Consider the following 11,407-nt stretch of genomic DNA (forward strand, 5'->3'; position numbering starts at 1 on the left):
GCCATGCAAGATCGACGACCCATCGCCAGTCCCGCTCGCCGGATGCTGGGCCTCGCTACCGGCCTGCTGCTGGTAACCAGCCTGACGGCCCAGGCCATGGAGTTGCCGGCCCCTATCGAGCAACTCAAGCAACAGGGGCTGACGATCCACGGCACGTTTGACGCCCCCGGCGGGCTTCAGGGCTACGCGGCCAGCCTGCGTGGCCGCGCCATCGCCGCCTACCTCACGCCCGATGGCGACCATGCCGTGATCGGCACGCTGATCGACGCCCAGGGGCAAGACGTATCGGCGAAGCCCCTGGAGCGACTGGTCAACGGGCCCAAGAATGCCAGGCTATGGCAGCAGATGGCCGAGCATCACTGGGTGCGCGACGGCTCTGCCGATGCCAAGCGCGTGGTCTACACCCTCAGTGACCCCAACTGCCCCTACTGCCGGAAATTCTGGCAGGAGGCCCGCCCCTGGGTCGAAAACGGCGACGTCCAGCTGCGCCACCTGATGGTCGGCGTTCTCAAGGCCGACAGCGCCGCCAAGGCCGCGACCCTGTTGAGCGCCGAGGATCCGAGCACCGCCATCGGCGAGCATTACCGTGACGGCACCATGCCGAACAACCGCATCAGTGACGAGAGCCGACGCTGGGTGTCGGAGAATACCCGGCTGATGCGTAATGCCCGGCTCAATGCGACCCCGGTCATCTTCTACCGCGATGCTGACGGCGTACACCGTGTGATGGGCGCGCCCGGCCCGGAAAAGCTGCGCGAAATCATGGGCGGGCCCGTCGGCGATTGACCCGACTCGACGGCCCCGGCATGACACGCGTCAATCGTGCGCCTGCGGCAGCCGCAGGCGCACCAGGAATGGCGTCTCCGTGCTGGAAGCGAGCGTCAAGGCGCCTCCGAAACGCTCGGCCAGGGCCTTGACGATGGCCAGCCCCAGGCCGCTGCCCCGGGGGTGGTTGCCGCGATAAAAGCGATCGGTCAGGTTCGCCAGCCGCGTCGGCGGGATGACGTCCCCCTGATTGATGACCTCGATCACCACGCCCGAGTCACCACGCCGCGCGCCGATCTCGATCGGGTGGCCCGGCTCACCATGGTGCTGGGCATTCTCGATCAAATTGCGCAGGGCGGTCGCCAGCAGCGTGACCGGCATGGCGATGCGCAGCGAAGCGTCCACCCCGGCAAGCCGGCAGCGGTCATGGCTGTGGGTCTCGGCCATGGCGGCCTCCAGCGCCTCGCCAAGCCGTGCCGGCTCGAGATCCCCCCGCCCGACGTCATTATCCATTCGCGCCAGCAGCAACAGCTGCTCGAGGGTGCGGGTCAAACGCACCACCCCCGCCTCGGCCTGCTGCATGGCTTCCCGGTGACGCTCACCGTCGACCCGCCGCGCCACCTGCAGGTGGGTTCGCACCGCCGTCAACGGCGTGCGCAGTTCATGGGCGGCGTCATCGGTGAAACGCTGCTCGCGCTCCAGCATGCGCCGGGTACGTGCCAGCAGGGAGTTGAAGCCGTCGATCAGCGGGCGGATCTCGCCGGGCAGCCCTCGGGTGGGCAGCGCCGAAAGGTCGTCGTGATCACGCTGTACCAGCCGCCGCTGCAGCCGGGCCAGCGGCGCCAGCCCCCGTGTCACTCCCCACCACAAGGCGACCAGGCTGCCGGTCAGGGCGAGCAGAAACGGGTAAAACGCGGCACGACGCACCTGGGTGAGCAGCGACTCGCGTTCGCGCATGCGATCCGCCACCGTGATGCGCCGGTTCTCGTCGATCAGAGTGTAGACGCGCCAGCGCTGGCCGTCGTGCCGACGATAGCCGTAACCTTCGGCGCTCGCCGCCAGCACATCATTCAATTCCGGGTGTGTACCCGCCACCACCTGTCCTCGCAGCGACGACACGCGACAGGCCACACCCTCCAGGTCGGGAATGACCGGTAGCGCACCCGTGTCGCCACGCCAGGCATCGACCGGCACCCGGTCCATCAACCCGGCGACCATGCGCGCCGACTGGGCCAGGCGCTGGTCCAGCGATTGCTCGAACTGCGTCGACAGATCGCGAATCAGCCAGGCGGCGGTGATTCCCCACAGCGCAAGCAACGTGACACCCAGCGTCACGACAAGTCGCAATCGCAGGCTCACGCGTGCGCTGCCTCATCGACACTCCCCAGCCGGTAGCCGACGCCGCGCACCGTCTCGATCACGCCACGGCCCAGCTTGCGGCGTAGCTGGTAGATATGCACGTTGAGTGCGTTGCTCTCGACCTCGTCATCGATCCCGTAAAGGCGATCCTTCAACTGATCGGCACTGAGAAGGCGCCCGCGGGCTCGAATCAGGGCCTCCAGCAGCATCCGTTCACGGCGGATCAGCGCCACGGGGACGCCGTCGAGCATCACGCTGCGATCCACGGGATCGAAGGCGAGGCGTCCGTGATGCAGCAGGCGACCGGCCTGCCCCGCCGTGCGACGCAGCAGCGCCTGGAGCCGGGCAGTCAGTTCGTCGAGATCGAACGGCTTGACCAGATAATCGTCGGCGCCGCCCTGCAGGCCCTCGACGCGACTGGCGACGGCATCGCGTGCCGTGAGCATCAACACGGGGATGGCGACACCCTCGCGGCGCCACGCCTGCAACAATGCCAGCCCCTCGCCGTCCGGCAGGCGCCGATCGAGCACCACGAGGTCATAGCCGATCGCCTGTCGCGCGGCACGGGCAGCCGCCAGGGTGCCCACGGTATCGACGATAAATTCGGAAAGCCCCAGCCCCGCCTCGATGCCCGCGGCCACCGCGGCGTCATCCTCGACAAGCAATACTCTCATGCGACCTTCCTGCTGATGCTCGGGCGACACTCAGTATCGCAGTGCCCGATTAAGCGGGAATGAGGAAAAACGCCGGCGGCGAGCAAGGCGGCGCACGGCGATCGGGAAGGCATCGCCGTGCAGCCGGGTCAATGAGACCCGCTGAACCGTTTCGCCACCCACCAGCCGGCGGCCATGGCGATGAGCATCGCGGCCAGCGGCAGGCTCAGCCCGGCGATCGAGGCCACGGCCGGTCCCGGGCAGTAACCGGAAAGGCCCCAGCCGATGCCGAACAGCGCCGCGCCGCCCAGCAGCCGGGGGTCCAGATCGCGGCGGGTGGGCAGCGCGAAGCGCCCGGCAAACAGGGGCTGATCGCGCTTCCAGACCAGCCGGTAGCCGATGAAGGTGGTCACCACCGCCCCGCCGAGCACGAAGATCAGCGTCGGATCCCAGGCACCGGCGATGTCCAGAAACCCCACCACCCGCGCCGGGTCGGTCATGCCGCTGATGGCCAGCCCCAGGCTGAACAGCAGCCCGGCCACGAATCCCATGAGCGTCTTCATGCGCCACCTCCCAGCACGTGACGAACCCCATAGACGGTGAGCATCGCCGCCGCCACGAAGACCAGCGTCGCCGCCAGCGAGCGCGGCGACAGGCGCGCCAGCCCGCAGACCCCGTGGCCACTGGTGCAGCCACTGCCCAGGCCGGTGCCCAGCCCCACCAGCAGGCCGGCGACCAGCATCAGCCCGGTGCCGCCGATCGGCGCACCGATCACCGCCCCCGGCTCGCCGGCGACGTTGCCCAGGCCACCGCCGGCAAGCACCAGCAGCAGCGGGCCGACGATCAGCCCGGCCAGAAAGGCCAGGCGCCAGGCGCTGTCGCCCGCCGGACGCTCCCAGATCAGCCCCGAGAGAATCCCGCTGATGCCGGCGATACGGCCCAGGGTGGCCATCAGCCACACGGCCGAAAGGCCGATCAGCACCCCGCCGGCAAGCCCCTGCAGACTCGCTGCCATGTCCACACGCATTCCTCCTGACTGCCTAGTGCCGCCCGTGGGGGCGGAGATGAATGATGCCTCGTTCAGCGCGACGCCGGCTCGACCAGCCACTCGCGCCCCTTGAGCATGGCATCCCAGTAGAGCCGCGGCATGACATGGGCCTTGAGCGTCCAGCCCAGCCGCGTGGCCCGGGTACCCTCGATCAGCCAGGTGGGCAGGGTCGGCTGCAGCTGGCCGCCATAGCCGAACTCCGCCAGCACCACCCGCCCCCTTTCCACGGTCAGCGGGCAGGCACCATAGCCCAGATAGGCCGCCGCCAGGGGCCGGTCATCCAGCCAGGCCAGCAGGTTCTCGGCCACCACCGGCGCCTGCTTGCGCACCGCCGCGGCGGTCTTGGCATTGGCGGTACCGCTGACGTCGCCCAGCCCGAAGACGGACGGGTAATGACGATGCTGCAGCGTGCTATCGTCCAGATCCAGCCAGCCGGCGTCGTTGGCCAGCACCGAGCGGCTCACCAGTTCCGGTGCCCGCTGCGGGGGCACCACGTGCAGCATGTCGAAGGCCACCTCGACATCCTCCTCGCCGGCCTCGCCCTGGACCCGGAAAACCGCCTTGCGCGACGGGCCATCCACGGCCTTCAGCGTCTGCTGAAAGCACAGGTCGATGCCGTAGCGCGACACGTATTCCTGCAGCGCCGGCACGTAGTCGGCGACGCCGAACAGCGCGCCGCCGGCGTTGTGGAAGCTCACGTCGATGTTGTCGAGCACGCCCCGACGCCGCCAGGCATCGCAGGCCAGGTACATCGCCTTCTGCGGCGCGCCGGCGCACTTGATCGGCATCGGCGGCTGGGTGAACAGTGCCCGGCCGGACGACAGCGACTCCACCAGTGACCAGGTATAGGGCGCCAGATCGTAGCGGTAGTTGGAGGTCACGCCGTTTTCACCGAGTGTCGCCTCCAGCCCCTCGATGGCGCCCCAGTCGAGCACCAGCCCGGGGGCCACGACCAGCGCCCGATAGTCCAGCGCGCGCCCGTCGTCGAGCGTCACGCGGCGTGCCTCGGGATCGATCGCCTCGGCGGCCTGGGGGTACCAGTGCACGAACTCGGGCATCACGTCACGCATCGGCCGGCGAATCTGCGACGCCTGGAAGACACCACCGCCGACCATCGTCTGGCCGGGCTGGTAGTCGTGATGATCGGCGGGATCGATGATGGCGATATCCAGCTCGGTACGGCGCTTGTGCAGGCTGGCGGCCAGGGCGATCCCCCCGGCGCCGCCACCGATGATCAGCACATCGTGACGGCCCGAGGGGGAGGCGACGGATTCGTTGGCAGACATGAAAGGACTCCGGAATTCGGTGGACATGGCAAGCGACCGCCCTCGACCGCGGACGCGGCCGGGGGCGGCACCGGCAGGCAATGATCGCTCAGAAACGGTCGATCGGCACCTTGAGGTAGATCTGACCGTTGTCCTCGGCAGGCGGGAAGTGCCCGGCGCGCATGTTGACCTGCACGGACGGCAGGATCAGGCGCGGCATGCCCAGGGTGGCATCGCGCTCGGTGCGCATCTTGACGAACGCCTCCTCGGTGGTGCCTTCGTGCACGTGGATGTTGTCCCGGCGCTGCTCGGCCACGGTGGTCTGGTAGGCGTACTCGTCGCGCCCGGGCGCCTTGTAGTCATGGCACAGGAACAGCCGGGTTTCCGGCGGCAGGGCCAGCACCTTCTGGATCGAGCGATAGAGGGTACGTGCATCGCCGCCCGGGAAATCGCAGCGCGCCGTGCCGTAGTCCGGCATGAACAGCGTGTCGCCGACGAAGGCGGCATCGCCGATCACGTAGGTCAGGCAGGCCGGGGTATGGCCCGGGGTGTGCAGCACCCGGCCTTCCAGGTTGCCGATGCGGAAGGTATCCCCCTCGGCGAACAGCCGATCGAACTGGCTGCCATCGCGCTCGAACTCGCTGCCGGCATTGAAGGCCTTGCCGAAGATCGCCTGGACTTCGGTGATATGCGCGCCGATCCCGGTCCTGCCGCCCAGCTTGTCGTGCAGATAGGGCGCGGCGGACAGGTGGTCGGCGTGCACGTGGGTCTCGAGGATCCACTCGACCTCGAGCCCCTCGCGGCGGATGAAGTCGATGATGGCGTCCGCGGAGCGGACGTCGGTACGTCCCGCGGCGTAATCGAAATCGAGCACGGAGTCCAGAATCGCGCAGGCGTGGCTGTCGGGATCGCGAACCACGTAGCTGAAGGTGTTGGTGGGCTCGTCGAAGAAGTGGGTCACGACGGGATTGCGCATGGGATGGCTCCTTTACGCTATCGGAATTCCCACCAGCATAACGCATATTTTGTTCTAACGTTATTCTTTTTTTATCTATATGAGGACAGGACTATGCGCCCTGCTCACCATCGGGCCTCGGCCGGCCTGCCCTGCTCCGCCGCCTCGCGTTCGTGCCGATCGGAAAGCGCCCGCCGCCGGCGGGCGAATCCGGCTGGAATCGCTCATGATGATGCCTCTTCCAGGGGGGCCGGCGGCGCCGGCCCGCACGCGCCCAGCCAGTAGTCCAGCCCCTCCGCCCAGCCGCGCGGGCCGGTCTCCCGGGTTCGATACAGCGCCGCGTGGCGCACCGCGACGGGCTGGCGGTGCACACCGCGAATCAGCACCGGTGCCTCGACCGCCTCCAGCAGGGGGACATCGTTGGGGCCGTCCCCCAGGCCCAGTGTATCCGGCGTGACGCCCCGCAGCGCCTGATAGCGCGCCACCAGCCAGCGCAGCGACCGCCCCTTGTCGACATCGCCCATCACGTGCCAGAAACGCCCGTCACGGGTCATCATCAGGCCATCGTTGGCCAGCGCCTGGTGAAGCCGTGCCAGCGCGGCCTCGTCGTCATCCCAGAGCAGGGGTTCGCTGCCCTCACGCAGGCGGGTGTGCTCGGCCCCGGCCTCGCTCAACCCGGTCGCCTCGACGACCGCCGCGACGGACAGCTCACTCATGAGACGAAAATGCAGGCCCAGACGCTCGCGCAGTACCGTCAGTCGGCTCCGCAGGAAGGCGCTGTCGACCCCGGGCGTCTTGATGCTCAACCCGCCGATGTCCTGCGGATCGCGATCGAGCCGCGCATGCTGCCAGTTCGACGGCAGCCCGATCACCGCGCCGTTCTCGGCGATGAACGGCGTCGCCTCCAGCGCCAGTTCGCGGCGCAGCGGCAACAGCTCGGCGCGGGTCTTGCCGGAGACCGGAATCACCGGCGTACCGGCCTCGCGCAGCCGCCGCAGCCAGTCCGCCGCCGGCGACCAGTCGTAGCTGTCGTGATCGAGAAGCGAGCCATCCAGATCGGTGAAGACCAGCCATTCGCGCGGTGAAACCCTGGACCCCGTCATGTCATTCCTCCCGGCAACCGGGGCGACGCATCGCCTTGTGTGTTATCTACCAAGCACGGATCATGCCAGCTTCGTGCGGCCCGGTCCCCGAGACGCCACCAGACCACACGCCATGCCGAGCCGTGCCCTGCTCTCACGATAGTCCATTCGTCGGCGCAGCCCCCAAGCGCGACCGCCAGTCTCCTGCACCATGCCTGTGCACGTCGACTCGCCCTGCTCCTTCCCGGCGCCCTCGAGCCTTCCCGGAGGCGATCGGGACCGTAAATCGGCTCATTTTTTGGTGATGAGAGTGGTATCATTGGCGGCCATTGTTGCCATTCGACCTCGGACGATCGCAAATGCAGACCACCTCACGAAGCATCCTCGTCATGGGGGTTTCCGGCTCGGGGAAATCGCACATCGGGCGCGATGTCGCGTCGGCCATCGGCGCCGAATTCATCGATGCCGACGACCACCACAGCCCGACCAGCATTGCCAAGATGTCGCGCGGCGAGCCGCTCACCGATACCGACCGGGAAGGCTGGCTGAACACCCTCTCCAACCTCTACCGCCAGCATCGCGAAATCGGCCATGATCTGGTGATCGGTTGCTCCGCCCTCAAGCACCATTATCGCGACGTTCTGCGGCGTGGCGCACCCGACCTGAAGATCCTCTACCTGCATGGGGAACGCGATGTCCTGCTGTCACGACTCAACAGTCGGGGCGGGCATTTCTTCGCCGGCGAACACATGCTGGACAGCCAGCTTGGTACCCTGGAACCACCGGGAGAGGATGAAGCCTTTCGCGTCGATATCCGTGAGAAACCCGACAGGATCGTGGCACGGTTTATCGACCATCTGAACCACGCCTGACCGCCAGGAACGGCAAGATGACTCACGAAAAAGGCGGCGCTTTCCGCGCCGCCTTTTTCGTCTCATAAGGAGAATCCGGAAATTCATCAGCCAGGCCATCCGACACGGCCATTGCAGTGACGGAAGCGACTTCAGTCACGATGCCCCGGCCGCCGACGGCACCGCTGTCGGGGATCAATCCCCTCCCACCGGAACCAGCCCAAGCAACCGCTCTTGGGTGACCAGCCCCGGCTCCGGAAAACCAGGCCACCGGCCCTTGTGGGAGCGACTTCAGTCGCGATACATCGGCCTCATGCGCCGTGTCGCTCGGCCAGCGCGCACACTCCGGCCAGGGTCGCCGAGTCGCTGTCGACCTCGACAGGCACGAAGCCTTCGGCCTCGAGGGCGCGCCGGTACAGGCCGTTGAGGGTCGTCGAGCCGACCAGCAGCACCTCGCTCGCCTCGGGCGCCATCCCCCGCTGCGCGCGCACCTCGCTGCCGATGGTCACGCCGGACAGGAAACTGCCGACCTGCTCGGCCGCCAGCCCGGCATACAGATGGCGGCTGCGGGCCTCGAACAGGGCATGCAGCAATCCCCCCGGATGATGCGCCACCTTCAGCCCCTGCGCGAAGGCCTCGGCATCGAAATCCGCCGACGCCCGCGCCGGCTCGCCGGGCAGCGTGTGAAAGCGCACCGCATGATAGAGCTCGCCGGTCATCATGGTGGTGAAGTCCAGCAGTCGTCCGCCCTCCAGGCGCGCCCACTTGCTGTGGGTTCCCGGCAGGCAGCACAGCGCCGAGTCGCCGCCGTGCCGCGCCAGGGCCCCGAAGGCCTGGATCTCCTCGCCCCGCATCACGTCGACATGGTCCTCGCGAACCACCTTGACCCCGGGGACGATCCAGGCGTTGTCGAGCCCCGGCGCCGGCACCACGTTTGCCGCCAGATCCGCGGCGGCGACCGGCAGGTCCAGCTGCGGCGCCTCGCGCCAGCCCCGCTGCGAGCCGACCATCCCGGCCAGATAGACCGGCACGCGTTCAACGCCGCCGTCCTCGCGCCAGTCGCCGATCTGGGCGGCGCAGTAGTGCGGGAACTCGGCACTGGACAGGGCCCGCAGTCCGGCCTCGGAGCGGCGCGAGTCCAGGCACTCGCCGCTGGCCCGGTCGACCAGAAAGGCGCGGAAGTTGCTGGTGCCCCAGTCGATGGCGATCAGCCGCTCGCTCATGCGTCGGCCTCGCGCTCGAGTTCCGAGGCCTGGTCCAGGCTCTCCTTGATCCGCCGCCACTCGGCGACCAGCACCCGGGCGCGCGCGCCGACGTCCTCGGCCGTGCGCCCCGCCTTGTAGAGGCTGCCGCCGAAGCCGAAACCGTCGATGCCGGCGCTGACCCACTCGTCCATGTTGTGCTCGTCGATGCCGCCCACCGCGAGTACCGGCAGCTCGGCCGGCAGCACCGCCTTGACGTCCTTGAAGTAACCGGTGCCCAGCTTGCCCGCCGGGAACAGCTTGAGCGCAAGCGCCCCCGAACGCGCCGCACTCAGGGCTTCGGTCGGCGTCATGCAGCCGATCAGCGGCGCCAGGTCGAGCGCCCGGGCTTCCGCTATCACCGCCGGGTCGGTATTGGGGGTAATCACCAGCGGCGCCCCCAGGTCCGCCAGACGGCTGCAGTCCTGCGGATCGAGCACGGTGCCGGCACCGACCACCACATGGTCCGGACAACGTCTGGCGATCCGCTCGATGCTCTCCCATGGGCTGGGCGAGTTGAGCGGAATCTCGATCAACCGGAAGCCTTCCGCCACCAGGACATCGAAGATGGCCTCGACCTCCTCGGGGTGCACACCGCGAAGAATCGCCACCAGCGGCAGGTCATCGAGAGCCGCCTGAAGGGCGGCCCGGCGAGTCTCGTTCATCGTTGCCTCCTGTAACTCTTCAATGCCACGCCCATGAAGCGCTCAAGGCGGGAATATGCGAGAGTGACTTAACATGTGGGAGCGACTTCAGTCGCGATGCCTCGGCCACTGCTGTCGGGGATAAATCCCCTCCCACAAGAAGCCCTGGATATCGGCGCGAGCCACGTGAGCGAATTCATTCGCGACGCTATCGCTGGTCACCATTCGGCGATCGAGCCGTCTTCATGCGTCCACACCGGATTGCGCCAGCGGTGGCCCACCTTGGCGCGCTCCTCCACGAAGGCCTCGTCGATCTCCACGCCCAGCCCGGGGCCGTCGGGAATCGCGCAGAAGCCGTCCTGAATGCTCAGCGCGGACTTGTCCACCAGGTAATCGAGCACGTCGTTGTCCCGATTGTAGTGGATGCCCATGCTCTGCTCCTGGATGAAGGCATTGTGGCTTACCGCATCGACGTGCAACGAGGCAGCCAAGGTCAACGGGCCCAGCGGGCAGTGCGGCGCCAGCGCGACGTCGTAGCAGGAGGCCAGCGAGGCGATCTTCAGCCCCTCGCTGATGCCGCCGCAGTGCGACAGGTCGGGCTGGATCACGTCGACCATGCCCTCGGCCAGCAGGTCACGGAACTGGAAGCGGGTGTGCAGCCGCTCGCCGGTGGCGATCGGGTAGCCCAGCCCGGTGGCGATGTGCTTGAGGCTCGGCAGATGCTCGGGCAGCACCGGCTCCTCGACGAACATCGGGTGGAACGGCTCCAGCTCGCGCAGCAGCGCCTTGGCCATCGGCCGGTGCACACGGCCGTGGAAGTCGATGCCGATGCCCACGTCCGGCCCCACCGCCTCGCGGGCCTCGGCGACCCGCGCCACGGCCTCGTCGACCTTGCGGTGGGAATCGACGATCTGCATCTCCGGGGTGCCGTTCATCTTGAACGCGGTGAAGCCCTGATCGACCAGCGCTTTGGCGCCGGCGCCCACGTCGCTCGGCCGGTCGCCGCCGGTCCAGGCGTACATGCGCATGCGATCGCGCACCTTGCCGCCCAGCAGCTGGTGCACGGGCACGCCCAGGTCGCGCCCCTTGAGATCCCACAGCGCCTGGTCGATGCCGGCGATGGCACTCATCAGGATCGGCCCGCCGCGATAGAAGCCGGCGCGGTACAGCGTGTTCCACAGGTGCTCGATGCGATGCGGGTCCTCGCCGATCAGGTAGTCCGCCAGCTCGTGCACCGCCGCCTCGACGGTCGCCGCCCGGCCTTCCACGACCGGCTCGCCCCAGCCGTAGCAGCCCTCATCGGTCTCGATCTTGAGGAACAGCCAGCGTGGCGGCACCTGCCAGGTCTTGAGTCGGGTAATTTTCATGATGGTCCTTTTTAGACTAACCACATGGCCAGATCGGGGAAGAACAGCAGGCCGAACAGCACCACCAGCTGGATGGCGATGAACGGCAGCAGCGACACGAAGATGTCCTTCAAGCTGATGCTCGGCGGCGCCACGCCCTTGAGGTAGAAGGCGGCCGGGCCGAACGGCGGTGACAGG

General features: G+C 67.9%; 12 protein-coding genes and 1 pseudogene. 2 read left to right on the forward strand and 11 right to left on the reverse strand.

Features of this window, described 5'->3' with window-relative positions; translation table 11 throughout:
* Positions 1-3: 3 nt before the first annotated feature.
* Entirely contained in the window at positions 4-786 is a 783-nt protein-coding gene (gene dsbG / locus KGQ91_RS16465) for a thiol:disulfide interchange protein DsbG (RefSeq protein ID WP_224421527.1), read from the forward strand.
* A 30-nt stretch (positions 787-816) separates the two neighbouring features.
* Here the strand turns inward: dsbG and KGQ91_RS16470 are convergent, their stop codons facing one another.
* The 7 genes from KGQ91_RS16470 to KGQ91_RS16500 form a co-directional block, all read right to left on the reverse strand.
* Positions 817-2,124: an ATP-binding protein gene (locus tag KGQ91_RS16470; protein ID WP_224414286.1), complete on the reverse strand. Its 1,308-nt coding sequence runs from the start codon at positions 2,122-2,124 to the stop codon at positions 817-819.
* Complete coding sequence (locus KGQ91_RS16475; RefSeq protein WP_224421528.1) at positions 2,121-2,798, reverse strand: response regulator; 678 nt, start codon at positions 2,796-2,798, stop codon at positions 2,121-2,123. Before KGQ91_RS16475 ends, KGQ91_RS16470 begins: the two co-directional genes overlap by 4 nt.
* A gap of 128 nt (positions 2,799-2,926) precedes the next feature.
* Positions 2,927-3,340: a DUF6691 family protein gene (locus KGQ91_RS16480; protein ID WP_163649538.1), complete on the reverse strand. Its 414-nt coding sequence runs from the start codon at positions 3,338-3,340 to the stop codon at positions 2,927-2,929.
* Positions 3,337-3,798: a YeeE/YedE family protein gene (locus tag KGQ91_RS16485; RefSeq protein WP_224421537.1), complete on the reverse strand. Its 462-nt coding sequence runs from the start codon at positions 3,796-3,798 to the stop codon at positions 3,337-3,339. The genes KGQ91_RS16480 and KGQ91_RS16485 overlap by 4 nt, the downstream gene beginning before the upstream one ends.
* A 59-nt stretch (positions 3,799-3,857) precedes the next feature.
* Complete coding sequence (locus KGQ91_RS16490) at positions 3,858-5,111, reverse strand: NAD(P)/FAD-dependent oxidoreductase (RefSeq protein ID WP_224421529.1); 1,254 nt, start codon at positions 5,109-5,111, stop codon at positions 3,858-3,860.
* Positions 5,112-5,199: 88 nt separating this feature from the next.
* A complete protein-coding gene (locus KGQ91_RS16495) occupies positions 5,200-6,066 on the reverse strand; it encodes an MBL fold metallo-hydrolase (protein ID WP_224421530.1) in 867 nt (288 codons plus the stop codon).
* Between the two features lie 203 nt (positions 6,067-6,269).
* Positions 6,270-7,148 (reverse strand): HAD-IIB family hydrolase, encoded by an 879-nt coding sequence (locus KGQ91_RS16500; protein WP_224414280.1) that lies wholly within the window; start codon positions 7,146-7,148, stop codon positions 6,270-6,272.
* Between the two features lie 338 nt (positions 7,149-7,486).
* Between KGQ91_RS16500 and KGQ91_RS16505 the strand changes: the two genes are divergently transcribed.
* Entirely contained in the window at positions 7,487-7,999 is a 513-nt protein-coding gene (locus tag KGQ91_RS16505; protein ID WP_224414279.1) for a gluconokinase, read from the forward strand.
* Between the two features lie 290 nt (positions 8,000-8,289).
* Here KGQ91_RS16505 and KGQ91_RS16510 read toward each other — a convergent pair whose 3' ends face one another.
* The 4 genes and pseudogenes from KGQ91_RS16510 to KGQ91_RS16525 all read right to left on the reverse strand — a co-directional run.
* A complete protein-coding gene (locus tag KGQ91_RS16510; protein WP_224421531.1) occupies positions 8,290-9,201 on the reverse strand; it encodes a 2-dehydro-3-deoxygalactonokinase in 912 nt (303 codons plus the stop codon).
* Positions 9,198-9,884, reverse strand: coding sequence for a 2-dehydro-3-deoxy-6-phosphogalactonate aldolase (locus tag KGQ91_RS16515; RefSeq protein WP_224421532.1), 687 nt, complete (start codon positions 9,882-9,884; stop codon positions 9,198-9,200). Before KGQ91_RS16515 ends, KGQ91_RS16510 begins: the two co-directional genes overlap by 4 nt.
* A gap of 197 nt (positions 9,885-10,081) precedes the next feature.
* Positions 10,082-11,230, reverse strand: coding sequence for a galactonate dehydratase (gene dgoD / locus KGQ91_RS16520; protein ID WP_224421533.1), 1,149 nt, complete (start codon positions 11,228-11,230; stop codon positions 10,082-10,084).
* Positions 11,231-11,241: 11 nt separating this feature from the next.
* Positions 11,242-11,407, reverse strand: a pseudogene (locus tag KGQ91_RS16525) (TRAP transporter large permease subunit); the annotation flags it as partial.

Origin of the sequence: Modicisalibacter tunisiensis, from assembly GCF_020148005.1 — a bacterium.
In the GTDB taxonomy this organism is placed as follows: domain Bacteria; phylum Pseudomonadota; class Gammaproteobacteria; order Pseudomonadales; family Halomonadaceae; genus Modicisalibacter; species Modicisalibacter tunisiensis.

What these genes read in the sequence shown, in the direction of transcription:
- dsbG (WP_224421527.1), top strand. Translation starts at nt 4, where the DNA reads ATGCAAGATCGACGACCCATCGCCAGTCCCGCTCGCCGGATGCTGGGC.
- KGQ91_RS16475 (WP_224421528.1), bottom strand. Translation starts at nt 2,798, where the DNA reads ATGAGAGTATTGCTTGTCGAGGATGACGCCGCGGTGGCCGCGGGCATC.
- KGQ91_RS16480 (WP_163649538.1), bottom strand. Translation starts at nt 3,340, where the DNA reads ATGAAGACGCTCATGGGATTCGTGGCCGGGCTGCTGTTCAGCCTGGGG.
- KGQ91_RS16490 (WP_224421529.1), bottom strand. Translation starts at nt 5,111, where the DNA reads ATGTCTGCCAACGAATCCGTCGCCTCCCCCTCGGGCCGTCACGATGTG.
- KGQ91_RS16495 (WP_224421530.1), bottom strand. Translation starts at nt 6,066, where the DNA reads ATGCGCAATCCCGTCGTGACCCACTTCTTCGACGAGCCCACCAACACC.
- KGQ91_RS16500 (WP_224414280.1), bottom strand. Translation starts at nt 7,148, where the DNA reads ATGACGGGGTCCAGGGTTTCACCGCGCGAATGGCTGGTCTTCACCGAT.
- KGQ91_RS16505 (WP_224414279.1), top strand. Translation starts at nt 7,487, where the DNA reads ATGCAGACCACCTCACGAAGCATCCTCGTCATGGGGGTTTCCGGCTCG.
- KGQ91_RS16510 (WP_224421531.1), bottom strand. Translation starts at nt 9,201, where the DNA reads ATGAGCGAGCGGCTGATCGCCATCGACTGGGGCACCAGCAACTTCCGC.
- KGQ91_RS16515 (WP_224421532.1), bottom strand. Translation starts at nt 9,884, where the DNA reads ATGAACGAGACTCGCCGGGCCGCCCTTCAGGCGGCTCTCGATGACCTG.
- dgoD (WP_224421533.1), bottom strand. Translation starts at nt 11,230, where the DNA reads ATGAAAATTACCCGACTCAAGACCTGGCAGGTGCCGCCACGCTGGCTG.